The organism is Acinetobacter piscicola, from assembly GCF_002233755.1.
In the GTDB taxonomy this organism is placed as follows: domain Bacteria; phylum Pseudomonadota; class Gammaproteobacteria; order Pseudomonadales; family Moraxellaceae; genus Acinetobacter; species Acinetobacter piscicola.
Genome location: NZ_NIFO01000012.1, coordinates 74,552 through 97,492 on the forward strand (window position 1 = coordinate 74,552; position 22,941 = coordinate 97,492).

Sequence of the window (22,941 nt, forward strand, 5' to 3'; positions counted from 1 at the left end):
AATTGTATGTTAAACTCAAAAACCACCATTTTGGTGGTTTTTGAGTTTTTGTATTTGGGCATGATGATGAAAGCATTTTTTTTAAACTTAACACGTATTCTCGAATCAAATTCAAAGATTTATTGGAGTGTGATTGTTGGAATTGCAGGATGTTTAATTTTATATATTGCTGAAATTGTACATATTCAAAGCCTATTTTCCCAAATTCATTCACAAGATTCTTTAGTTGTTAGAGCTGTGATTGATCCAATTGCACAACGCTATCAATGGGCACGTTTTGCTGTGTTTTGTATTGCCGTTTTGTGGTCAGTTTTTGAATATTTTAAAGCAAAAAAGCATTTGAATTTGCAGTAATATTCTAAGCAAAGATTAAGTGTTTCATGGCTTATTTTTTACTCTTTATTTCGGCATTTGGTGCAGCAACTTTATTGCCTTTACAGTCTGAAGCTGTTTTGTTGGGGTTGTTGACACAAGCTCAGTATCCAGCATATTTATTACTCTTGGTTGCGACGATTGGTAATGTTTTAGGTTCATGTGTTAATTGGTATCTAGGTTTAAAAATAGAACAATTTAAACATAAAAAGTGGTTCCCAATTTCTGAGAAGAACATGCTGAAAGCTGAAAAAATTTATCAAAAATATGGGTTTTGGTCATTATTATTCAGTTGGACACCTGTGATTGGTGACCCTATCACTTTAGTTGCAGGTTTAATGAAGGAAAATTTCTGGCGTTTTCTATTCATTGTGACTTTTGCAAAAGGTGGTCGTTATCTTTTTATTTATTGGATTTATTTAGGATTATTTTAAGATTAAAGATACGTGTTGTATCTTTAATCTATCAGATCATCTAGCTAAGTAACCTGAGCTCGGGATAAGATATGTTCCCAGCTATATGACACGCGGAAACGTCAGTCGCATTGTTCGAGGCATGAGGAATATATTCCGCAAGATCTGTAATGTACTGTTTTTGCAATATATTAGATACTTGATAATATTTGCCGAGTTGGCGACTCTTGCGCTGCTTTAATCACAGCTCAGGTTTTGCCCTTGCGTGGCAGTGCCACTCATCCCGAAAGCCTTGCGAGGTAGTACCTCTCAGGTCGAACCGAAGGTTAATCCTTGCATCTGACTTTAAACGGTAAGACTCCGCTGCGCCTGATCTATCTTTTCAATAACTTACATCAAAGTTTATCCCGAACTGACGTTAAGTACTTATTCACAGTCATTTTTCTTAAATTGTATTTGATCACTAAAACTTGCTTGTTTATAGATCCACAGCGTGCGGTATGAACGTTTAACATTCACTTGAGCATGTTCAACAGCTTCAATAACTTGTTGGTCTATTGCGTTTACACCTGAACGTTTAGTGAGTTTTACTTGCGAAATTTCACCTTGTTTATTCAGCTTAAATTTGAATTTGACCACACGATCTTTATTTTTTAAAAGAGATGGATCGAGTGCAAGTGATGGTTGTTTGAGATAGCTGAATGCAACAGATTTGTCTTTTTCTTGTTTGATCCAATTTTTAGAATTGAATTGATAAGTACATTGTTTAGTTTGAGATACTCGATCTTCGGCATTATTCAAACTTAAAGTAAATGTCTGATAACCAATAATAGGAACAGCTTTGCCATTCTTTTGTACAGGTTTAACTTTTGCTTGTTCTACTGCTGTGATTAGTTTTTGGTCCAATGTACGAAGCCCAGTACTTTCTTGCACATCAGCTTCAACCACTTTTCCGACTTTATCTGTTTGTACACGAATAATTGCAGAGCGATCTTCATTCTTTAAATCCGCCGTTTGATAGCTGACTTGAGGGAATTTAATCCATTGAATACGTGTAGTGAGATATTGAGAATCAGATGACTCAGCCGTTGAGCCTTGAACTTCAATTGTCGGAAGTCTCTCTGCACTATGTGAATAAATAGGAAGATATAAAAGGCAACTTAATACAAGAACTTTGTTCATAGAATTGGCGATCATGCATTCATATTGCATGAGTGTTGTTGAATTGGACGAAGTATTTATCGAATTTGATGTTCAAGCAATAGAAAATGCACCCAAAGGCACATTTTTTTGATAATTTTTTAATTATTGGATAGTTGATTTAGCGCTGATCCGAAGCATCGATATGACCTTTCGTTATATCAACTCCAAATAAATCAGATGTTTTCATCCAACTTATTGCAACGACAGCCATAGTCATACAGCCACCTAAAACTGTCGCAGCAATCGTTCCCATATATTTTGCGGCTAAGCCTGATTCAAATGCTCCTAATTCATTACTGGAGGATACGAACATACCATTCACAGCTGCAACTCGCCCACGCATATTTTCAGGTGGATAAACTTGTAAAATGGTTTGGCGAACGACCACAGAAATACTGTCGCAAGCGCCAGTCATAGCGAGCGCAAATAATGAAAGCCAAAGATGATTTGAAAATGCAAATAACAAGGTAAATACCCCAAAACCTGCAACGGCTAAAAGCATATTTCTCCATGCATGATGAGTCGGTGGAAATTTGGTTAATGCAATCATGGTGATGAGCGCACCGATCGAAGGCGCAGCACGTAAATAGCCCAAGCCTTCAGGACCAATTTTTAAAATATCTTCAGCAAAGATGGGGAGCAGTGCGATCACACCACCAAATAAGACAGAAACTAAATCCAATGAAATTGCCCAAAGTACAATTTTAGTTTTCCAGATAAAACGAAAACCTTCACTTAAACTGTCCCAAAGATTATCGTGTTCCATGGTGGGGAAACTACGTTTCTTCAATAGAGCAATCAGACAGAAGCAGGTAAATAAAAGTACGGCAACAGAGAGTAAACTGGTTTCTCGACCTAACCACGCCAACATAAAACCACCGAGCATAGGCCCAATGATGACGCCACTTTGCCAGCCAATGGTCGTCCAAGTTGCACCATTGGCATACAATTCACGAGGGATTAGAAAGGGTTTTAATGACGTTGCTGATGGATTATAAAAACCTCGAATCGTACCGAGTGCAAAAATAACTGCGTAAATTCCCCAAGAAAGTGTATTTACACTGATTTGTCCTTGATCATAATTGTGAAATAACCACCACAACACTAAGGGCAAAGGAAAAGAGAAAAATAAACAAACTTTCATAATGCTTTGTTTATTCAACTTATCTGCAAAATATCCACCCCATAACGATAAAGCAATAAATGGGATGGCTTCGGCTAAACCAATTAACCCTAAAGTAAGGGGATCTTTAGTAATTTGATAAAGTGAATAGGCAACAATAATTTCTTGAATTAAAATAGCCAGTGTTAAGCAGAATTGGTTGATCGTAACGATTGAAAAATCTCGATAGCGAAGTGCAGCAAAAGCATCCTGAGCAGGGTTCATAATTATCCAGCTTTATCATAATGTGATTATTATAGTGTGAATAATGAACATGATGAATCCATTTTATTGTTAATAACGCAACTCAGTTATTTCTGAATAGATAAATAAAATAACCGCAGTTTTGCTTTTGTTTTGTACAAAGATGATTTAGAATGTTGCCTCCCTTACCTGCAGGTCGTCATCGCAATGGTGCGAACGTACCGAACAGGTGTTTAAAGAGGTTGTTATGGCTAAGTTAAAAACTCGCCGTGGTGCAGCTAAGCGATTCAAAGCGACTGCTAACGGTTTCAAGCGTAAACAAGCGTTCAAACGCCACATTTTGACCAAAAAATCTGCTAAACGTATTCGTCAATTGCGCGGTTGTGTCATGGTTCACGTAAGTGACATGAATTCAGTTCGTCGTATGTGCCCATACATCTAAGGAGATTATAAATGGCTCGTGTAAAACGTGGTGTACAGGCTCATCGCCGTCATAAAAAAATTCTTGCTCGTGCTAAAGGTTACTATGGCGCGCGTTCACGTGTTTATCGTGTAGCGTTCCAAGCAGTAATTAAAGCAGGTCAATACGCTTACCGTGACCGTCGTCAAAAGAAACGTCAATTCCGTGCTTTATGGATTGCGCGTATCAATGCTGGTGCTCGTCTAAATGGTTTGTCGTACAGCCGTATGATCGATGGCTTGAAAAAAGCTCAAGTGATCATCGACCGTCGCGTACTTGCTGACATCGCTATGCATGATTCAGTTGCATTTGCTGCTTTAGCTGAAAAAGCTAAAGGCGCATTGGCTGCTTAATCGTCTTAGATGATTAAAAAAGACCGCTTTTTAGCGGTCTTTTTTATGCTTAAAATTTATGTTTATATTTTCAAATTATTGCGGAAACTTTTCTAAATGAATTTCCCCAAGTCGCCCAAAATATTGCACATTCTTGCCTGCAATCCATACAGAATAACCAATACAGCCTGCTTGATAGGTTAATGCTTTGAAGAGCGGGTACATCACTTGTCCTGATTGCGCCCCTAAAATAGCTTGTTTAATCAGTGATGCATCAAAATGTTCTACAATGGATGTTGCATCTGTTTCAAAATGATGTCGAATGCTTGTGCCGTTTGGAAAATAATAAGTGGTTTCACCGCGGCGATAATCTACGGTGTAGGATTCAACGCCCACAGAGAGTAATTGCTGAATAACTTCGCCAAAATGAATTTCACCAGCGTTGGATTGTTCAAATACGGTGTGAATTGTTGAAATTTGTTCAGGAGTATAATCTATCATTATGGGTGCTCTAACTATTTTGTTTATGGCATTTGAATCAAATTATAGAGTGTGGTTCTATGCGCAAACAATATCATTTTCGTCAAGTTGGCGAAGACACTTATATTTGGGATATACATCACTTAGTCGAATTAAGCCAAAATTTCCCAATTCACGAGGTTCAATTATTCAATATACAAGAGCTAAATGAAGCATATTGGTTTCCAGATACTCACCCAACAACTCAGCAGATTATTGAGCACTTTCAACTGATCCAAGAAGCAGATTTAAGCTATCCCATTATTTTGTGCGAAGCAGGGCGAGTGATGGATGGTATGCATCGGGTCGCAAAGGCTCAGCTTATGAGTTTATCAACGATTCAGGTTGTGCAATTTCAGATCACGCCACAGCCTGATTTTACGAATATTGATGAAGATGAGCTTGATTATGGTGATTAATCAAGGATTTTATAATTCACATTAAAGGGATTAACTGCTGAATATATACATAAAATCAACATGAAAATCATAGGTCTTTGGTGAAGCTTGAAATAAAGTAAAGTGACAATAAAAATTGGAGTTTTGCGATGCGCGTTGAAATCGAAGGTCTACAACAAGGTTCAATCGAAGTAGAGTTGCAAATTTTACCGAGAATAGGTGAAACGATAAAAGTGATGTATGGTGCAGATGCAGAGGTTAAAGGTGAAGTCACAGGGATCGAGCACTATATTAACCAACATGCAAATGAACAGAAGGTTATTTTAACGATTCGACCATTATTCTAAGGTGGATAAAGGGCACTTATTTGCTTTATTAAAGTCATATAGGTTTATTTTTAGATTTATAGAGTAGCTAGTTTTAGCTACTTTTTTATTGGGTAAATAATAAAAATACATCAAAAAATCGTAATAAATATATTAAGTTGCTCGATGATTTAAAGTATTTAAAAATTTAATTTATTTATTTGCAATTGAGAAAAGAAACACATAGATTTTTAGAGTAACTTTAGATGATTCATCATCTTATTCAATCAAAAAGTTAACAATAAAAATACTGGGGAGAATTAAATGATTCGTATAGCTGTCGCAAATGATGCACAACAAATTGCAGAAATTCATGTACAAAGTTGGAAGGAAACCTATACAGGTATCATAAAACCAGAAGTTTTAAATAATTTGAGTGTTCCCAAAAGGTTGACGCTTTGGCAGCAAATTATTCCTGATCCAGACCATCAGCTATTTGTGTATGAAAAAAATGGACGAATTTTAGGATTTTTAGATGGTTATTTGAATCCGAATAGTAATATTGCAGAAATTCGAGCATTTTATTTATTGAAAAATATTCAGGGTGAAGGGGTTGGACGTGCGATGTTTGAAACATTTCATCAACTTGTGCATCCGAAGCAGCACAGTATCCTTCGTTTAGAAGTGATCAATAAAAACCCAAGTCGCTATTTTTATGAAAAGATGGGTGGAAAAGCTGTAGGAGAGGATGATGCTTCTGATCTCGGAGAAGGAATTACTGAAGTATTCTATCAATGGGATATATTTGAATCATTATAAAGAATAGTAAAATAGGCAGATCGGTCTATGTTAGATTTTTTGAGATATTTAGAAAATTTACAAGAATTGATCAAACATGAGCTATTTGTGTGTTTGGGAATATATACCGAAACAAAAAACATTGTTGTAATAGGTAGTCTAGTGAGTTTTGAACAAGACCATGAATTAAAGCATTTTTACTCAATACTCATGAGCGTATCCTAGTTAAAGCTTCTCCCGTGGATAAATTTAGGCAATTGGCTTGGTAGCCGATGATGAGCGGGTTCAAAAACTGAACAATGGCAAGGTTTAAATTTATTGGGTTTTTGCATTAATGGACGTAAGACAGCAACTTCTTGGAGGCAGCTTTGCTGCCTCGCAGTTACAGAATTTAAAGTAAATTACAGTCCAAAATAATAAGCAGCGATACAAATCAAGATGGTAATAATGATTAATGTAAAAACACTAGATTTTCCGACCTTATGATCGTCACTTGGTTTTGAGTTAAAAGATTGGCGTTGTTCAGTTTTTGTATTCTCAAATGGTGAGGCCACCACTTTTGGTGTTAAACGAGCAGTTTTGTAGTGATTGGCAATTTTAGTCACTGATTTGGCAGTAAGATCATCCAATTTCTGAGAAAAATGACGCAAATTCAGTTGTTCATCAGGACTGAGTGCTTGTTCATTTTCATTATAAGGATGTTGAAGTTTAGCATTTACAAATTGAGCTAAGCCATCTAAACGATGTAATGTTTCATGGGCATAATCAGCTTGATCGTCTGTTGGCAATAATGACAGTTTTTGTCCAATCTCTTCATTCAATTGTTCTGCTGCACTTAAACCTAGGTAAGGTTGGTCTTTATGGATGGGTTCTTGAAAGCCTTGAGCGTATTTTGTATTAAATAACTCATTATCCGTATAGGTATCAATATCATCCCAATTGGGTGGTGCTAAATCTTGTTCTATGCGTTTGTTGTATTTGGTATTGAGTTCATATTGCCAAAATATTTCCGAACGGAGTTTACTTTTTTGAGGAGGTGGGGCTTCATAATCGTTATCAGCGCTATACCATTCAGCCAGTTCTTTACCAAAAATCCAAGCTGTCTTTTTCTGAGAAGTATGGCTGACAATAAAATGTGTGATTGGAAGTAGCTCTACATTTGCGTTTGGATTTTTTTCGTCATTGAGTACCGATGAAAGATGAAGGCTTAAACGATAAACGCCTTGCTTTTTAAGACCTTCGAGCCAAACTTGAAAGTGCTGAGCAAGTAAGTGTTGGTTGAGTAAATCTCGAAAACCAAAAGCATGCTGATTAAATATGGCATGATTTACCCAACGATTAAAGCTAAGCTCTTGGGAAAGATATTCGTTGCCATAAGTAACGAGGGTAAGTTGTTGTTTCCAGATTTGATCGAGTGCCATTTTTTATCAATCTCAGCGACATTCGTTTCATTTTATACTTATTATAAATCAGAGTTCTAGCCTTTCATTTTTATTCGTATCGGAAAATATACAATTTATTGGGTTTAACTGATGACTAATCATCATTTTTGTCGTGGGGAAACTTCATCCAACTGCATAAAAACTGTTAGAATACCGAGTTATATTATTTTTCTAAATTGTTGCTTTGAGAGTTACTATGTCACTGGAAGCCCTGACCACTGAAGCGCTCGCTGCGATTGCAGCAGCTCAAGACCTTGCTACACTCGATCAAGTACGAGTGCAATTTACAGGGAAAAAAAGCCAGCTTGCGGAACAATCTAAGGCACTTGGTAAAATGGATCCTGAAGAACGTAAGATTCAGGGTGCTGCCATTCATGCCGTTCGTGAAGCTATCAATACAGCGCTTACAGAACGCCAAACTGAATTACAAAAAGCTGCATTAGAACAAAAGCTTGCAAGTGAAACTATTGATATTACCTTGCCGGGTCGCGGGCAAACTGTGGGTAGTATTCATCCTGTAACTCAGGTTCAAGAGCGTATTTGTCAGTTCTTTACCAAAGCTGGATTTACTGTTGCGACAGGCCCTGAAGTTGAAGATGATTATCATAACTTTGAAGCATTGAATATTCCGGGGCATCATCCTGCACGTGCGATGCATGATACTTTCTATTTTGATGTAAACCATTTGTTGCGTACGCATACTTCAGGTGTGCAAATTCGTACTATGGAAACAACAACACCGCCAATTCGTATCGTTTGCCCGGGTCGTGTGTATCGTTGTGATTCTGATCAAACGCATTCACCAATGTTCCATCAGATCGAAGGTTTATATATTGCGGAAAATACCAGTTTTGCAGAGTTGAAAGGCTTATTGGTCAATCTTTTAAATGAATTCTTTGAAAAAGATTTGAAAGTACGTTTCCGCCCATCTTACTTCCCATTTACAGAGCCAAGTGCTGAAGTCGATATTATGGATGAACGTGGTAAATGGTTGGAAGTTTTGGGTTGCGGCATGGTGCATCCTAATGTACTACAAGCTGCGGGTATTGACCCTGAGAAATATAAAGGCTTTGCGTTCGGTTTAGGTGTGGAGCGTTTTGCGATGTTACGTTATGGCATCAATGACTTGCGTATGTTTTACCAAAATGATGTGCGTTTCTTACGCCAATTTGCTTAAACAGATTTAGACCTTTCCCTATCTCTCCTAAAAGGAGAAGGACTCCTTGAAGAGGGAGACGTGGAGAGGGTTTAAAAATTTAGATTTATAGGTATTGATCAATCCCCCTAAATCCCCCTTTAAAAAAGGGGGACTTTCACAGACAAAAATGAAGTGCGAAGTTTTCCCCTGATTTTAAAAGAGGGGGTAGGGGTGATTAAGGAATGAATGTATGAAAATTAGCGAGAATTGGCTACGCACGTGGGTAAATCCTGCAATTGATAGTGAAACGTTGTCTGATCAACTCACCATGTTGGGCTTAGAAGTCGATGATTTAACACCTGCAGCTAAACCATTTACAGGTGTGGTTATCGGAGAAGTTCTAACAGTAGAACAACATCCAGATGCAGACCGTTTGCGTGTAACTACAGTGAACATTGGTACAGGCGAAGCATTGCAAATCGTATGTGGTGCACCTAATGTACGTGTCGGTATGAAAGTTCCTGTAGCTACAATTGGTGCAGTGCTTCCGGGCGACTTTAAAATTAAAAAAGGTAAGCTTCGTGGTATTGAATCACAAGGTATGCTTTGTGGTGCATCTGAAATTGACCTAGAAGATAAAATTGATGGGCTTTTAGAGCTTCCTGTTGATGCGCCAATTGGAATCAATATCCGTGAATATTTGAATCTTGATGATCATGTGATTGATATCAGTATTACACCTAACCGTGGTGATTGTTTTAGTATTCGTGGTATTGCTCGTGAAGTTGGTGTAATTAACCAACTTCCAGTGACGGCACCAGAAGTTAAAGAAGTAAGTTCAACAATAACGGATCAAAAACAAGTTATTGTTGATACCGAAGGTTGTCCTCGTTATTTGGGTCGTGTGATTAAAAACGTCAATACCAAAGCTCCGACACCAGAATGGATGGAACAGGCGTTAGCACGTTCAGGGATTCGTCAGCACAGTATTTTGGTTGATATCACCAACTATGTGTTAATGGAACTCGGTCAACCTTTGCATGCATTTGATGGTGGCAAAGTTCAAGGTTCAGTGCATGTGCGTCAGGCAACAGCAAATGAAAAACTAGTCTTATTGAATGATCAAGAAATTGAACTGACTGAAGATGTGATGGTGATTGCTGATGATGAAAAAGCATTGGCAATCGCAGGGGTTATGGGCGGTTTATCTTCATCTGTTACAGATGAAACCACTGAAATTTTCCTTGAATCGGCTTTCTTTGCACCATTACATATAGCAGGTCGCGCGCGCCGTTATGGGTTACATACAGATGCATCACAACGTTATGAACGTGGTGTGGATTTTGAATTACCTATGATTGCAATGCATCGTGCATCACAATTGATTCAAGAACTTGCGGGTGGTGAATTTGGCCCAATCACTGTGGCTGAAAAAACTGAGCTATTACCAAAGCGTGAAGCTATTGCATTGAAACAAGCTCAAGTTGATCAATTGTTGGGTTATCAGGTTGAATCTTCATTTATAACAGATGCTTTGCAACGTTTAGGTTGTGATGTAACTGTAAATGCTGAAGGTGATTGGACTGTTGTACCACCATCGTATCGTTATGATATGGCAATTTATCAAGATCTCATTGAGGAAATTGCACGTATCCATGGTTATGACAACATTCAAATCAGCTTGCCTGTGATAGATGTACAACTTGCAAAACATCAAGATCAGTTTGATCTGAATCAACTTCGTCAAACTTTGGTGACTTTAGGTTATCAAGAGGCGATTAGCTTTAGCTTTGCAGATTTGAAACTTGAAAAGCAATTAAATCCACAAGTAAATCCATTGGTATTGGCAAATCCAATTTCAAGTGATTTAGCTGTAATGCGTTCAACTTTGCTTTCAAGTTTGATTCCATGTGTACAACACAATATCAATCGTCAGCAACACCGAGTACGCTTCTTTGAGTTGGGTTTACGTTTTGATTATCAAAATGCACAAAATATTGATGATCTCAAACAAATACCTACTTTGGCGATGATCGCAGTAGGTGCTAAACAAGCAGAATCATGGCATGCTAAAGCACAGCCAATGGATTTCTTTGATCTCAAAGGCGAGGTTGAAGAAGTTTTAGCTGCTGGTCGTGTCAATGTTGAATATGTACGGACTGAACGAGAATGGTTGCATCCTGGTCAATCTGCTGAAATTATAGTTGCTGGAAAATCAGTTGGTTATTTAGGTCGTTTACACCCTTCTTTGGAAGATGCACTAGATTTGGGCATAACTTGGGTGGCAGAACTCGATCAATCGGCTGTTTTGCAAACTTATGTATCTAATTTTACAGAATTATCACGATTTCCATCGGTTAGACGTGATATTGCGCTTTTAATTAATGATAAGATTAATGTTAGCGAAATTCAGCAACTTATCGAACAAACAGGTGGAGCGTTATTGAACTCAACTTGGCTATTCGATGTGTACACCGGTCAAGGTGTTGAAAACGGTAAACGCTCTTTGGCATTTGCATTGTTGTGGCAACATCCGTCACGTACTTTGGAAGATGCTGAAATTAAATCTGGTATGGATAATATTATTCAAGTGTTAGAAAGCACTTATCAAGCGACATTGAGGGCCTCATGACAGCATTAACAAAAGCAGAAATGGCTGATCATTTAAGTGAGCTTACGAGTTTGAACCGTCGTGAAGCTAAACAAATGGTCGAGTTGTTCTTTGATGAAATTAGCCAAGCATTAATTGCTGGTGAACAAGTCAAACTTTCAGGATTTGGTAATTTCGAATTACGTGACAAACGTCAACGTCCTGGTCGAAACCCAAAAACAGGGGAAGAAATTCCGATTTCAGCACGTCGTGTTGTTACATTCCGTGCAGGTCAGAAATTTAGACAACGTGTAGGTACAGAACAAGACGATTAATTACTAATTGTATTGTGGAAGAGGCCCTGAGTTTAGCTTGGGGTTTTTTTATGTCTAGAGTTTCATTTGTTGAAATGCATTCGTTGAAATATTTTGTGTAAGGATACAAGTTAGGTTTTTATTTATCTTATTGTTTATTTTAAGCAAAAAAAAGAGAACCAAAGGTTCTCTTTTTTCGATAATAATCTAAGCGATTATTAGTGAGCAGCTGAAGCAGCAGCTGTAGCGTCAGCAGCAGCAGCAGTAGCGTCAGAAGCAGCAGCAGTAGCGTCAGCAGCAGCAGCAGAAGCGTCAGCAGCAGCATCTACAGCAGAAGCAGCAACAGCGTCAGCAGCAGCAGTAGCTTCAGAAGCAGCTTCTACAGCTTGAGAAGCAGCAGCGTTTGCATCAGCAGCAGCTTCTTCAGTTTTTTTAGCACAACCAACGAAAGCTAAAGTAGTAGCAACTGCAGCAGCAATAGCGATTTTTTTGAATAACATGGCATCACTCTCATAAATTAAATTGAGACAAAAAACCCAAGTTAGCCTGTTTTTTGCTTTTTGCATGGGCAGTCTAACTGGTATGCCAATATGCTATCACTGCGCATTTTGAATTGCTACTGCTTAAAGTAAAAAAACTGATAAAATTGATGAAAAAATGATGCTTTTTTAACAGAAAATTACAATCGACTTGTGCTTTTAGATTGGTTTGTTGATAAATAACCTATTAAAAAACATAGAATTTATTTGCTAATGATTTTGTTATTCAATTGCTTGCAATGTTGCGTAACAAGTTAAATCAGCATTTGTGTATTTATGTAAAAAATGTCAACCAAATAAAAAGCCACCGAAAACGGTGGCTTTTTATATGTTTATTTTGCTTAATTTGCAGCTTTACGCTTCATTTGATCAAAGAAATCATCATTGGTTTTGGTTTCTTTCATACGATCAAGCAAGAATTCCATTGCAGCCAACTCATCCATTGGATGTAGAAGTTTGCGTAGAATCCAAACTTTACGTAAGTTTTCTTCACTCATGAGGCGTTCTTCACGACGAGTACCAGATTTCTTGATATTCATTGCAGGGAAGACACGTTTTTCAGCAATACGACGATCAAGTGTGATCTCTTGGTTACCCGTACCTTTGAATTCTTCATAGATCACTTCATCCATTTTACTGCCCGTTTCGATCAAGGCAGTAGAAATAATGGTGAGTGAACCACCTTCTTCAATATTACGTGCAGCACCAAAGAAACGCTTAGGACGTTCTAAAGCATGTGCATCCACACCACCTGTTAAGACCTTACCAGATGAAGGAACAACAGTGTTGTAGGCACGTGCTAGACGAGTAATCGAGTCGAGTAGAATCACCACATCTTTTTTGTGTTCTACTAAACGTTTTGCTTTCTCAATCACCATTTCAGCGACTTGTACGTGACGAGCTGGAGATTCGTCAAAGGTAGAAGCAACAACTTCACCACGTACGGTACGTTCCATTTCGGTCACTTCTTCAGGACGTTCGTCAATGAGAAGTACGATCAAGAACACTTCTGGGTTATTACGCACAATAGATTGAGCAATGTTTTGTAATAACATCGTTTTACCCGCTTTTGGCGGTGCAACGATAATAGAACGTTGCCCTTTACCAATTGGAGCAACGAGGTCAACGACACGTGCTGTTAAATCTTCTGAAGAACCATTACCCAATTCCATAACCATTTGTTCAGTCGGGAAAAGTGGCGTTAAGTTTTCAAATAAAATTTTGTTACGAGAGTTTTCAGGTGTGTCGTAGTTAATTTGATTAACTTTTAATAGCGCAAAGTAACGTTCGCCTTCTTTTGGTGGGCGAATCGTACCTGTAATGGTATCACCAGTACGTAAGTTAAAACGACGAATTTGTGATGGGCTCACATAGATGTCGTCAGGGCCTGCAAGGTAAGAACCAGCAGCCGAGCGTAAAAAGCCGAAACCATCAGACAAAATTTCAAGAACACCATCACCAAAAATTTCTTCGCCATTCATTGCATGACGTTTTAAGATGGCAAAAATGATGTCTTGCTTACGGTTACGAGCCATTCCTTCGAGGCCCATAAACTCAGCAATTTTAATGAGTTCGCCGATCGGTTTTTTCTTGAGTTCAGTTAAATTCATAGATGATCAGATTGAATAAGGATGTGTGGAACACAGATAAAAAAGAAGCAAAAGTCGCCAGCAGTGCAATAGCTGAGTTGAAACTGTGTGTGAACAATAGCAAACTCAGAATCTATATAGTTGTTTCGAGGAGAAATATGTAAAACAATTTCTGTTGCCGAGCGGCGATCTTATGTGTTGTCTTTTAAGAAACAGGAAGATAATCCTAATGTTCCTTGAGCATGGAATATAAGTGAGATCAATAGATTTGTCAAATTATAGTCAAAAAAATACGCTAGAAAATCTAACGTATTTTTCATTTTTATCAACTTGTATGATCAAACTGAAAAAATTAAATGTTTTCTTCGATGAAAGCCGTTAATTTTGACTTCGGTGCAGCACCAATTTGTTGAGCAACAACTTCACCATTTTTGAACATCAATAACGCTGGGATATTACGAATATTGTAATTTACAGCTGTTGCTTCACATGCAGTTACGTCAACTTTAACGATTTTTACTTTACCTTCGTATTCGCTAGACAAAACTTCAAGCACAGGTGCAATCGCTTTACATGGCGCACACCATCCTGCCCAGAAATCTACAATCACAGGAATATCAGATTTAAGTACATCAGCTTCAAAGTTGTCGTCAGTTGTGTTTACGATATTGCCAGACATGGAATTTGCTCCAAAAATATTCTAAAGATGAACCTTCTATAAATATAAGTATTACATAGTCATCTTTAACAATGTAGGGGGATATGTGAATTTTCGAACATTATTGTAAATTTGTCCAATTGATGCTCGCGATATTTACAATCGGATCTTTAGAAAAAATAGCCAAGTTGTCACAGAATTGTCATATATGTTGAAAAAATAATATCTCAGTAAATTGTCTAAATAAATGGCTTTTAAAAAGCGTGTATGTGAATTAATCTAAGGGCACTTCTGTATGAGTTTGTATAAATAATGTCTGATTTTTTGATTGATGAAGAATTACTTGCTGCCATCGATATGGGATCGAACAGTTTCCACTTGGCGATTGCACGTGTGGATCATGGTGAAGTTAAAAAAGTTGCTTCTATGTCAGAAAAAGTTCAGCTTGCCGCTGGATTGGATGAAAATAAAAATTTAACAGAAGCTGCTCAAGAACGTGGTTTGGCATGTTTGGCTCGTTTTGTTGGGCGTTTAAGTTCAGTACAACCGACACGCTTACGTATTGTGGCGACCAATGCTTTACGCCAAGCAAAAAATGGTCAAGAATTTATTCAAAAGGCGGCAGAGATACTGCCAAAACCGATTGAAATTATTGCGGGTCGTGAAGAGGCTCGTCTGATTTATTTGGGTGTTTCACACACTATGGCAAATAGTGGTCGCCGTTTAGTAATTGATATTGGTGGCGGTTCGACTGAATTAATTATTGGTGAAGAATTCGAGCCTATTCATACAGAATCATTGCAAATGGGTTGTGTTGCATTTACCAAAGCCTATTTTTCTGATGGTGAGATCAATTCAAAAGCTTTTGACAAAGCAGTCGTTGCAGCACGCAAAGAACTTTCTGCAATTGCAAATACTTATAAGGCAGCAGGTTGGGATACCGTTGTTGGTTCAAGCGGTACGATCAAAGCCTGCCGACAAATTGCAGTCAATATGGGCTGGAGTGATGCACAAGAAAACCTGACGCGTGAAAGTTTGGATAAGCTAAAAGATAAAATGCTGAAATATAAAAATGTTTCAGATATGGAATTTGATGGTTTAAAAGAAGATCGTCGAGCAGTTTTACCTGCGGGTTTAGCGATTCTTTATGCTGTTTTTGAAATTTTAAATATCGATAAATTGGTTTATTCCGATGGCGCATTACGTGAAGGTGTCATGTATGACTTGTTGGGACGTTTCCAACACGAAGATATTCGGGATCGTAGTGTTCAAGCGATGATGGGGCGCTATGGTGCAGATGCGAAACAAGCGCAGCGTGTGGTAGAAACAGCCCAACATTTATTTGATGGTGTTGCACAACAACTTAAACTGAGTAGCGATGATAGTGATCTTTTACGCCGCGCAGCTTATTTACATGAAATTGGTTTGGCGATAAGTCATAGTGGTTATCAAAAACACAGCGCTTACTTATTGCAACATTCAGATATTCCCGGTTTTTCACAAATTGATCAAAACCATTTGTCACATTTGGTCGCTCATCATCGTCGAAAATTACGTGGTGATGCAAAAATAGATGTGCTAAAAGTCGGTGGGTACACGCTTATTTATCTTTGTTTATTGCTTCGTCTTGCTGTTTTACTCAACCATAGTCGCAGTGATGAGATGCTTCCTGCCATTGAATTGACAGTGGATAATGAGCAACAATGGCATCTCAGCGTTTCTGGCGATGCCAAACAATGGCCGTTGCTCGTTGCAGATTTGCATGATGAGCAAGTGCAATTTAAGCATTGGGACATTGAATTGAATATTCAGTCGGAACAGTTTATCGATTAACTAAAAGATTTTGTGATGATTGAATTGTATAGACCATTTGATATCACAAAATTCTAAACTTCCGATGTGTGATTCATCGGTGAATTAGGGATAATACTCGACTCATGAAAAGTAAAGCTGCTCAGTCTAAAGCTTGGAAAACGGTTCAAATTGCGCGTCATCCTGAACGTCCGCAATTTTTGGACTATGTAGGCGAAATTTTTACAGAATTCGATGCATTGCATGGTGATCGTCTGTATGGCGATGATGGTGCAATGGTGGGTGGATTAGCGCGTTTTAATGGTCAACCTGTGATGATCGTTGGTCAGCACCGTGGTCGTAGTACGCGTGAAAAATTACAACATAACTTTGGGATGAGTAATCCAGAAGGTTATCGTAAATCTCAACGTTTATTAGATATGGCTGAACGTTTTAATTTACCTGTATTTACCTTTATTGACACGATGGGCGCATACCCAGGTGTAGGTGCAGAAGAACGTGGTCAAGCGGAAGCGATTGCAACCAGTTTGGCACAACTTTCACGACTAAAAGTACCTGTTATTGCAACGGTTTTAGGTGAAGGTGGTTCAGGTGGAGCCTTAGGTATTGGCGTTGCAGACCGTGTGGTTATGCTTTCACACAGCATTTACTCGGTGATTTCACCTGAAGGCTGTGCTTCTATTTTGTGGAAAACTGCTGAAAAGGCAGAACAAGCCAGCGAAGCTTTGGCATTAACAGCTGACAAATTGCAAGAAATAGGCATTGTTGAATATGTTGTTGATGAAGGTGAGGGCGCTCATTTACATCCATTTGAAGTTATGGAAAAACTGAAGGATGTGTTAAAACAAGCGCTTGATGAATTAGAGCCAATGAGTGCAGAAGAACGATGCGAGGCACGTTACCAGCGTTTAATGAAGTTTGGCAGCGACAATTTAGGGCTCGCTTCTTAAAACAACATTCGCAATTTTCTGAAAATACACATTTTTTAATCGGATGCAGTGGCGGCATGGATTCCATGTTGTTGCTGTATGTAATGGCACAACTTTTCCCAAATCAAATTCGTGCAATTTATGTCAATCATCAACTACAAAAAGTCAGTGATGATTGGGCAGACTTTGTTGCACAGCAATGTCTAATCCTTAATATTCCTTATATTATTCAAAATGTTCAAGTTGCAAATGGCAATCTCGAAAATCAAGCACGTGAAGCACGTTACCAAGCGTATCTACAATATTTGCAAGAAAAGGAAGTGCTTGTCCTCGCACACCATCAACAAGATCAAGCTGAAACGGTGATATTACGACTACTTTCTGGGGCCGGTGTTTCAGGCCTATCTGCAATGCAAATTGTAGATCATCGGACAATAGATCAAAAAGAAATGACCCTATGGCGTCCTTTATTAGATCTTTCGCGTGAGCAGATTTGCCAATGGGTAGAACAGTTGAATATTCCCTATGTTGATGATCCGACCAATCTTGATACTCAATATGACCGAGCATGGTGTAGGCATGAACTTTGGCATATTTTGCAAAGCCGTTATCCCAAAATGCAGCAAGCTTTGGCGCGAACCAGTTATTTGATGCAGGATGCTGAGCAGGTTCTGAATGAAGTTTTAGTCGAAGATTTAGCATTTTGTGGTGATGCTGAACAGCTTGATCTAAATAAATTTCAACAACTTTCACAGGCTCGACAGCGGCAATTATTATCCGTTTGGATGAAAGGGAAACATACCTATCGTCCTGCATTTGATATGGTCAATCGAATTTTTGAAGAGGTAATTGATTCAAAAGTGGATTCACAAGCTGCATTGCAGTGGAATCATTTTTATTATCTACGCTATCAAAACTATTTGTATCGTATTGAAAAAGAAAAATATTTAGCTTCAAAATCAACGAATCATCAGTTAGAGCAACAATTGAGTTTACACCTTAAAGATGAATTAGATTTGGCATCAGGTGCATTTGTCATCGAAACGTCTAAAATGGGTCTGTCTTTTACATTGCTGAATTGTAAGCTGACATTAAAAGCACGTTTGGGCGGTGAAAAAGTTCACCTCTATGGCAGAGTAGGGGCTTGGCCTTTGAAAAAAGCCATTCAAGAAGCACATATTTTTCCTTGGATGCGTCATACAATTCAAATATTAAGTGTAGATAATGTTATGCTTGGTGTTTTTACACCAAAAGGATTTTGGTTGGCGCAATCTCAATATTGTGAAATAGGTGGATGGCAACCAAATTTAATCTCAGCGTTAAAAAATAAGGTCGAGCGTGATTCATGAGTGCAGTTTTAAATTGTAATATTACTTTTATTGGTGGTGGGAATATGGCTCAAGCCCTCATTGGAGGCTTGATTAGTCGTGGTTTACCTGCAACTCGTATTACAGTTTCAGACCCCGTAGAAAATGTGAGACAATTACTACTCGAAAAAGATGTGCATGTCACAGATGATAATGCTGCGGCACTAAAAGATGCAGATATTGTTGTTCTTGCCGTGAAGCCGCAAGTTTTAGGTACGGTACTTAAACCACTTCATGGATTATTTGACGGTAAATTGATTATTTCAATTGTTGCTGGTGCTGAAATTAAAACCATTTCAGAATTAACAGGAAATGATCGTGTGGTTCGTGTGATGCCAAATACACCTGCCTTAGTTCAAACAGGTGCGCATGGTATATTTGCTTATGACGTAGTTGAAAGCAAAGATCGTGAGCTTGCAACACAAGTACTGGCTGCTACAGGTTTAACGATTTGGGTGAATTCAGAAGCTCAAGTCGATGCTGTTACAGCGGTTTCTGGTTCTGGGCCTGCATACTTTTTCTATATGATGGAAAGCATGATTCGTGCTGGAAAAAATATGGGGCTGGATGAAAAGGTAGCAACAGCATTGACATTACAAACAGCTTTAGGTGCTGCCCAAATGGCAATCACCAGTTCGAATTCTCCTTCAGAATTACGTAAAAATGTAACTTCGCCAAATGGGACAACCCAAGCGGCACTTGAAGTATTTGATCGTGCTCAAATTTCACAAAATATTCAAACAGCTTTGGCTGCTGCGCAAAAGCGTAGTCAGGAATTGGCTCAAGAGTTAAGTGACAGTATTAAATAATTATTTAAATTTTTAGGAAAGTTCCAATATGGGTGCAAATTCTGCGCAGATTTTTGGCATTATTATTAACGTAGCGATTTTGCTCGTATTCTTCCGTTTTTTAATGCAATTGGCGATGGTAAGTCCATATAACCCAGTGGTTATGTCGACAGTAAAAGCAACGAAAATTGTGGATGTATTTAGCCGCATTTTTCCAACACTTGCAAAGGGGCGTGTAAATACTGCCGCTTTAGTGTTAGTTGTGGTTCTCTATTTACTTAAAATTTTTGGCATGATGTATTTGCAAGGGGCAATGCCAAATAGTCCTGTACATTTGCTGATTTTGACTTTTGTCACGATGATTCAGGATTTAATCCGTTTTTGTCGTTATTTAATTTTTGCAACGATTATTTTAAGCTGGGTGGTGATGTTTACTCAGTCTAGATCGCCTTATATTGAAGTGATTCAAGAGCTTGCAGAACCATTATTAGCACCGTTTCGTAAGATTATGCCAAATATGGGAATGATTGATTTATCTCCAATTTTGGCATTCCTTGCGTTGTATATTGCAGAGATTTTGATGAATGAAGTTGCCAAGGTTTTATTAACAGGTCTTTAATTTGTTGATTTAGAATTGCAAAAGGACTCGATTGAGTCCTTTTTTATTTGTTTGAAAAATTATTTTGATATGCCAGTAAAGATGTTTTTAACGACCTTTATCTCAACCTTTTTTAAAGCGCCTCCATCCCAACCTTCCTCCTGAGAGGAGGAAGGGGTTTGCACTTCACAAGCTTCTTTTTAAGAGGAGGAAGGGGTTTAAAGCGCTTAGTGTGCTTCATCCCAATTGTTGCCTTTACCGACTTCAACCACTAAAGGTACAGATAAAGTCACTACTTTTTGCATCACATCTTGGATTTGTTCTGCTAATTGATCAGCAATCGCTTCATCAACTTCAAACACCAATTCATCGTGTACTTGAAGTAGGAGTTTAGCCTGATCTTGCGGTAAGATTTTATCGACTTCAATCATCGCCATTTTAATGATTTCAGCCGCAGAACCTTGTAGTGGCGCGTTAATCGCCGCACGTTCTGCACCTTTACGCACCATCATATTTCGAGCATCGATATCAGGCGTATATAGACGACGGCCTGTAATGGTTTCAACAAAACCTTGTTCTAAAGCGACTTGACGGGTACGTTGCATGTATTCATAAATACCCGGATAGCGATGGAAATATTGCTTAATATAGTTTTGAGATTCTTCACGAGTAAAACCAAGTTGACGAATCAAACCAAATTCAGACATGCCATAAAGTAAACCGAAATTTACTGCTTTAGCTTGACGACGTTGATCATGGGTCACATCTTCAAGTACGACACCTAGAACTTCAGAAGCAGTTCGGCGGTGTACATCCTGACCATGTTTAAAGGCATCAACCAAAGCATCATCTTGTGAAAAATGTGCCATTAAACGCAATTCAATTTGCGAGTAATCGGCAGCAAGCAGCACACGACCTTTTGGTGCAATAAAGGCCTTACGAATTTGACGACCAATTTCCTCACGAACAGGAATATTTTGTAAGTTTGGATCGGTAGAAGATAAACGACCTGTTGCCGTTAAAGCTTGATGGTAACTGGTATGCACACGATGTGAGTCTGTGTTGGCTTGTTTAACCAAAGCTTCTGTATAAGTGCTTTTAAGTTTTGTTAGACCACGATACTCAATGATTAAAGAGGTAATTGGGTGATCAATTTTTTCTAAAACAGCTTCAGAAGTACTGTATTGCCCAGTCGCAGTTTTTTTACCACCTTTTAAACCTAATTTCTCAAATAACACTTCGCCGACTTGCTTAGGTGAGCTTACATTGAATGATTCACCAGCCATCTCAATGATTTGATTTTCTAAATTTTGAATGGTCTCAGCAAAATCCACACTCAATTGGTCAAGGAAGTTTAGATCGAGTTCAATCCCATTTTCTTCCATGGTAGTCAAAACACGGGCAACAGGCATTTCGATATTATGCAAAATACTGCTTAATTCAGGAATTTCTTTTAGTTTACGGTCTAAAACCTCATAAAGACGATAAGTCACATGCGCATCTTCAGCGGCATAATGTGCTGCTGTTTCGAGTTCAATTTGATTAAAGGTTTTCTGTTTTGCACCTTTACCTGCAACTTGTTCGTAGGTTGTGGTTAGGTGACTTAAATAAACTCGAGCAACATCATCCATACCATGTCGTGTTGCAACTGAATTCAACACATACGACGCCAACATGGTATCAAAATACCAACCTTGTAAATGAATGCCATGATTTTCAAAGATATGTGCATCATATTTTAAATGATGACCAATCTTTTCAACTTTTGGATCTTCTAAAATAGGTTTAATTTGTTTGAGAATAACTTCACGATTTAGCTGTTCAGGAGCGCCTTCATAATCGTGCGCCAAAGGAATGTAATAAGCATCGTTGGCATCGAAAGCAACAGAAAAACCCACCATTTCGGCAATACGATAATCTAAACTTGTGGTTTCAGTATCAATGGCAAAACGTTTTTCAGTGCTTAAACGCTGAAATAATCTGTCCCAATCTGCTTGGCTTAAAACTGTATGGTAATTGGCTTCACCTAGGTGATCATCAACGCTACTGCTGGTCGCATGGTCAGTGGTAATTTCTGCATCAGTGGCTTGTACTGATTTTTCAATCTGCTTAGAGGCTTGTTGATAAGTGCCATTATTAGGATTATTTGGGTGATCTAAAGACTGCAATTGATTACGGAATTCAAGTTCAGTGTACAAATTACGCAATGCTTCAACGTCAGGATCACACAGTTTTAAATCCTCATAAGTGAGATTCAAATCAAGATCGATGATAATACTTGCCAGTTGATGGTCTAGTGCAATTCCTTCAACATTGTCTTTAATGCTTTGACCCACTTTGCCTTTAATGCTATCAACATTTTCTAAAATACCACCAATTGAATCATACTCATTCAAGAGCCTAGCGGCAGTTTTTGCACCTACACCCGGAACACCACGAATACCATCTGATGCATCGCCCATCAAGGTTAAATAATCGATAATTTGGTCAGGACGTACCCCAAACTTTTCAATAACACCTTCAATATTCATTGGCTTATCTTTAAAGCTGTCTTCAAGGGTGACTTTTTCAGTCACCAACTGCGCCATGTCTTTATCACCTGTTGAAATCAGGACTTGATAACCTTCTTTCTCAGCTCTTTTGGCCAATGTACCGATAATGTCATCAGCTTCTGCACCGGGTAGCATGTGTAAAGGTATACCCAATGCACGGATTAAGGCATGTAAATACGGAATTTGTTGGGCAAGTTCATCGGGCATGCTTGGACGATCACCTTTATAAATCGGTGAAAGTTCATGGCGAAAAGTAGGTTCTGGCGTATCGAAAATAACCGCCATATGCGTAGGTTGAATACGGCGCATGAGCTTTTGAATGGCGGAAATTGCGCCACGGATTGCATTGGTCTGTAATCCAGTTGATGTTGTTAACGGTGGGAGTGCATGAAAGGCACGAAATAAAAAGTATGACCCATCGACCAATACAAATGGTGGCATGGCAATTTCTCTAATTGA

At 38.4% G+C, this 22,941-nt stretch carries 23 protein-coding genes; 15 read left to right on the forward strand and 8 right to left on the reverse strand.

What is annotated here, in order from left to right:
• Positions 1–66 precede the first annotated feature (66 nt).
• The gene (locus CDA10_RS13035; RefSeq protein ID WP_089606038.1) at positions 67–354 is read left to right on the forward strand and encodes a hypothetical protein; all 288 of its coding nucleotides are present in this window, start codon (positions 67–69) and stop codon (positions 352–354) included.
• Between the two features lie 26 nt (positions 355–380).
• Positions 381–806, forward strand: coding sequence for a YqaA family protein (locus CDA10_RS13040; RefSeq protein WP_089606012.1), 426 nt, complete (start codon positions 381–383; stop codon positions 804–806).
• 405 nt (positions 807–1,211) lie between these two features.
• Here CDA10_RS13040 and CDA10_RS13045 read toward each other — a convergent pair whose 3' ends face one another.
• Both CDA10_RS13045 and CDA10_RS13050 read right to left on the reverse strand, forming a co-directional pair.
• Positions 1,212–1,967, reverse strand: coding sequence for a TonB family protein (locus CDA10_RS13045; protein ID WP_089606039.1), 756 nt, complete (start codon positions 1,965–1,967; stop codon positions 1,212–1,214).
• Positions 1,968–2,106: 139 nt separating this feature from the next.
• Positions 2,107–3,375 carry an MFS transporter gene (locus CDA10_RS13050; protein ID WP_089606013.1) on the reverse strand — a complete coding sequence of 423 codons (1,269 nt, stop codon included), beginning with the start codon at positions 3,373–3,375 and terminating at the stop codon, positions 2,107–2,109.
• A gap of 226 nt (positions 3,376–3,601) precedes the next feature.
• Between CDA10_RS13050 and rpmI the strand changes: the two genes are divergently transcribed.
• Positions 3,602–3,796 (forward strand): 50S ribosomal protein L35, encoded by a 195-nt coding sequence (rpmI, locus tag CDA10_RS13055; protein WP_002054552.1) that lies wholly within the window; start codon positions 3,602–3,604, stop codon positions 3,794–3,796.
• An 11-nt stretch (positions 3,797–3,807) separates the two neighbouring features.
• Positions 3,808–4,167, forward strand: coding sequence for a 50S ribosomal protein L20 (rplT, locus tag CDA10_RS13060; protein ID WP_089606014.1), 360 nt, complete (start codon positions 3,808–3,810; stop codon positions 4,165–4,167).
• 75 nt (positions 4,168–4,242) lie between these two features.
• Here rplT and CDA10_RS13065 read toward each other — a convergent pair whose 3' ends face one another.
• The gene (locus CDA10_RS13065; RefSeq protein WP_089606015.1) at positions 4,243–4,647 is read right to left on the reverse strand and encodes a DUF1398 family protein; all 405 of its coding nucleotides are present in this window, start codon (positions 4,645–4,647) and stop codon (positions 4,243–4,245) included.
• Between the two features lie 59 nt (positions 4,648–4,706).
• Here CDA10_RS13065 and CDA10_RS13070 point away from each other — a divergent pair, with 59 nt between their 5' ends.
• The 3 genes from CDA10_RS13070 (at position 4,707) to CDA10_RS13080 (ending at position 6,187) form a co-directional block, all read left to right on the forward strand.
• Positions 4,707–5,084, forward strand: coding sequence for a hypothetical protein (locus tag CDA10_RS13070; protein ID WP_089606016.1), 378 nt, complete (start codon positions 4,707–4,709; stop codon positions 5,082–5,084).
• Positions 5,085–5,212: 128 nt separating this feature from the next.
• Positions 5,213–5,410: a hypothetical protein gene (locus CDA10_RS13075; protein WP_089606017.1), complete on the forward strand. Its 198-nt coding sequence runs from the start codon at positions 5,213–5,215 to the stop codon at positions 5,408–5,410.
• Between the two features lie 282 nt (positions 5,411–5,692).
• Entirely contained in the window at positions 5,693–6,187 is a 495-nt protein-coding gene (locus tag CDA10_RS13080) for a GNAT family N-acetyltransferase (RefSeq protein ID WP_089606018.1), read from the forward strand.
• 380 nt (positions 6,188–6,567) lie between these two features.
• Here the strand turns inward: CDA10_RS13080 and CDA10_RS13085 are convergent, their stop codons facing one another.
• The gene (locus tag CDA10_RS13085) at positions 6,568–7,587 is read right to left on the reverse strand and encodes a hypothetical protein (RefSeq protein WP_089606019.1); all 1,020 of its coding nucleotides are present in this window, start codon (positions 7,585–7,587) and stop codon (positions 6,568–6,570) included.
• Positions 7,588–7,804: 217 nt separating this feature from the next.
• On the opposite strand from CDA10_RS13085, the gene pheS reads away from it, so the two are divergent.
• The 3 genes from pheS to CDA10_RS13100 all read left to right on the forward strand — a co-directional run bounded on the left by pheS (position 7,805) and on the right by CDA10_RS13100 (position 11,671).
• Positions 7,805–8,785 carry a phenylalanine--tRNA ligase subunit alpha gene (gene pheS / locus CDA10_RS13090; RefSeq protein WP_089606020.1) on the forward strand — a complete coding sequence of 327 codons (981 nt, stop codon included), beginning with the start codon at positions 7,805–7,807 and terminating at the stop codon, positions 8,783–8,785.
• 211 nt (positions 8,786–8,996) lie between these two features.
• Complete coding sequence (gene pheT, locus CDA10_RS13095; protein ID WP_089606021.1) at positions 8,997–11,378, forward strand: phenylalanine--tRNA ligase subunit beta; 2,382 nt, start codon at positions 8,997–8,999, stop codon at positions 11,376–11,378.
• A complete protein-coding gene (locus CDA10_RS13100; protein WP_010117259.1) occupies positions 11,375–11,671 on the forward strand; it encodes an integration host factor subunit alpha in 297 nt (98 codons plus the stop codon). The genes pheT and CDA10_RS13100 overlap by 4 nt, the downstream gene beginning before the upstream one ends.
• A 197-nt stretch (positions 11,672–11,868) precedes the next feature.
• Here the strand turns inward: CDA10_RS13100 and CDA10_RS13105 are convergent, their stop codons facing one another.
• The 3 genes from CDA10_RS13105 to trxA all read right to left on the reverse strand — a co-directional run bounded on the left by CDA10_RS13105 (position 11,869) and on the right by trxA (position 14,457).
• The gene (locus CDA10_RS13105; protein WP_089606022.1) at positions 11,869–12,150 is read right to left on the reverse strand and encodes a hypothetical protein; all 282 of its coding nucleotides are present in this window, start codon (positions 12,148–12,150) and stop codon (positions 11,869–11,871) included.
• A gap of 380 nt (positions 12,151–12,530) precedes the next feature.
• Positions 12,531–13,799 carry a transcription termination factor Rho gene (gene rho, locus CDA10_RS13110; RefSeq protein ID WP_089606023.1) on the reverse strand — a complete coding sequence of 423 codons (1,269 nt, stop codon included), beginning with the start codon at positions 13,797–13,799 and terminating at the stop codon, positions 12,531–12,533.
• A gap of 331 nt (positions 13,800–14,130) precedes the next feature.
• Positions 14,131–14,457 carry a thioredoxin gene (trxA, locus tag CDA10_RS13115; RefSeq protein ID WP_010117254.1) on the reverse strand — a complete coding sequence of 109 codons (327 nt, stop codon included), beginning with the start codon at positions 14,455–14,457 and terminating at the stop codon, positions 14,131–14,133.
• A gap of 291 nt (positions 14,458–14,748) precedes the next feature.
• Between trxA and ppx the strand changes: the two genes are divergently transcribed.
• The 5 genes from ppx to CDA10_RS13140 all read left to right on the forward strand — a co-directional run bounded on the left by ppx (position 14,749) and on the right by CDA10_RS13140 (position 19,951).
• A complete protein-coding gene (gene ppx / locus CDA10_RS13120; RefSeq protein ID WP_089606024.1) occupies positions 14,749–16,269 on the forward strand; it encodes an exopolyphosphatase in 1,521 nt (506 codons plus the stop codon).
• 104 nt (positions 16,270–16,373) lie between these two features.
• The gene (locus CDA10_RS13125) at positions 16,374–17,198 is read left to right on the forward strand and encodes an acetyl-CoA carboxylase carboxyltransferase subunit alpha (protein WP_089606025.1); all 825 of its coding nucleotides are present in this window, start codon (positions 16,374–16,376) and stop codon (positions 17,196–17,198) included.
• On the forward strand, positions 17,135–18,526 hold the full coding sequence (gene tilS / locus CDA10_RS13130; protein ID WP_089606026.1) for a tRNA lysidine(34) synthetase TilS: 1,392 nt from the start codon (positions 17,135–17,137) through the stop codon (positions 18,524–18,526). Before CDA10_RS13125 ends, tilS begins: the two co-directional genes overlap by 64 nt.
• Entirely contained in the window at positions 18,523–19,353 is an 831-nt protein-coding gene (gene proC / locus CDA10_RS13135) for a pyrroline-5-carboxylate reductase (RefSeq protein ID WP_089606027.1), read from the forward strand. The genes tilS and proC overlap by 4 nt, the downstream gene beginning before the upstream one ends.
• A gap of 28 nt (positions 19,354–19,381) precedes the next feature.
• The gene (locus CDA10_RS13140) at positions 19,382–19,951 is read left to right on the forward strand and encodes a YggT family protein (RefSeq protein WP_089606028.1); all 570 of its coding nucleotides are present in this window, start codon (positions 19,382–19,384) and stop codon (positions 19,949–19,951) included.
• Between the two features lie 206 nt (positions 19,952–20,157).
• On the opposite strand, the gene polA is transcribed toward CDA10_RS13140, so the two are convergent.
• Positions 20,158–22,923, reverse strand: a complete 2,766-nt coding sequence (polA, locus tag CDA10_RS13145) for a DNA polymerase I (RefSeq protein ID WP_089606029.1) — start codon at positions 22,921–22,923, stop codon at positions 20,158–20,160.
• Positions 22,924–22,941 lie beyond the last annotated feature (18 nt).

Bases quoted from the DNA above. Each gene is read 5' to 3' on its own strand.
- CDA10_RS13035 (WP_089606038.1), top strand. From the start codon at position 67: ATGAAAGCATTTTTTTTAAACTTAACACGTATTCTCGAATCAAATTCA.
- CDA10_RS13040 (WP_089606012.1), top strand. From the start codon at position 381: ATGGCTTATTTTTTACTCTTTATTTCGGCATTTGGTGCAGCAACTTTA.
- CDA10_RS13045 (WP_089606039.1), bottom strand. From the start codon at position 1,967: ATGAACAAAGTTCTTGTATTAAGTTGCCTTTTATATCTTCCTATTTAT.
- CDA10_RS13050 (WP_089606013.1), bottom strand. From the start codon at position 3,375: ATGAACCCTGCTCAGGATGCTTTTGCTGCACTTCGCTATCGAGATTTT.
- rpmI (WP_002054552.1), top strand. From the start codon at position 3,602: ATGGCTAAGTTAAAAACTCGCCGTGGTGCAGCTAAGCGATTCAAAGCG.
- rplT (WP_089606014.1), top strand. From the start codon at position 3,808: ATGGCTCGTGTAAAACGTGGTGTACAGGCTCATCGCCGTCATAAAAAA.
- CDA10_RS13065 (WP_089606015.1), bottom strand. From the start codon at position 4,647: ATGATAGATTATACTCCTGAACAAATTTCAACAATTCACACCGTATTT.
- CDA10_RS13070 (WP_089606016.1), top strand. From the start codon at position 4,707: ATGCGCAAACAATATCATTTTCGTCAAGTTGGCGAAGACACTTATATT.
- CDA10_RS13075 (WP_089606017.1), top strand. From the start codon at position 5,213: ATGCGCGTTGAAATCGAAGGTCTACAACAAGGTTCAATCGAAGTAGAG.
- CDA10_RS13080 (WP_089606018.1), top strand. From the start codon at position 5,693: ATGATTCGTATAGCTGTCGCAAATGATGCACAACAAATTGCAGAAATT.
- CDA10_RS13085 (WP_089606019.1), bottom strand. From the start codon at position 7,587: ATGGCACTCGATCAAATCTGGAAACAACAACTTACCCTCGTTACTTAT.
- pheS (WP_089606020.1), top strand. From the start codon at position 7,805: ATGTCACTGGAAGCCCTGACCACTGAAGCGCTCGCTGCGATTGCAGCA.
- pheT (WP_089606021.1), top strand. From the start codon at position 8,997: ATGAAAATTAGCGAGAATTGGCTACGCACGTGGGTAAATCCTGCAATT.
- CDA10_RS13100 (WP_010117259.1), top strand. From the start codon at position 11,375: ATGACAGCATTAACAAAAGCAGAAATGGCTGATCATTTAAGTGAGCTT.
- CDA10_RS13105 (WP_089606022.1), bottom strand. From the start codon at position 12,150: ATGTTATTCAAAAAAATCGCTATTGCTGCTGCAGTTGCTACTACTTTA.
- rho (WP_089606023.1), bottom strand. From the start codon at position 13,799: ATGAATTTAACTGAACTCAAGAAAAAACCGATCGGCGAACTCATTAAA.
- trxA (WP_010117254.1), bottom strand. From the start codon at position 14,457: ATGTCTGGCAATATCGTAAACACAACTGACGACAACTTTGAAGCTGAT.
- ppx (WP_089606024.1), top strand. From the start codon at position 14,749: ATGTCTGATTTTTTGATTGATGAAGAATTACTTGCTGCCATCGATATG.
- CDA10_RS13125 (WP_089606025.1), top strand. From the start codon at position 16,374: ATGAAAAGTAAAGCTGCTCAGTCTAAAGCTTGGAAAACGGTTCAAATT.
- tilS (WP_089606026.1), top strand. From the start codon at position 17,135: ATGCGAGGCACGTTACCAGCGTTTAATGAAGTTTGGCAGCGACAATTT.
- proC (WP_089606027.1), top strand. From the start codon at position 18,523: ATGAGTGCAGTTTTAAATTGTAATATTACTTTTATTGGTGGTGGGAAT.
- CDA10_RS13140 (WP_089606028.1), top strand. From the start codon at position 19,382: ATGGGTGCAAATTCTGCGCAGATTTTTGGCATTATTATTAACGTAGCG.
- polA (WP_089606029.1), bottom strand. From the start codon at position 22,923: ATGCCACCATTTGTATTGGTCGATGGGTCATACTTTTTATTTCGTGCC.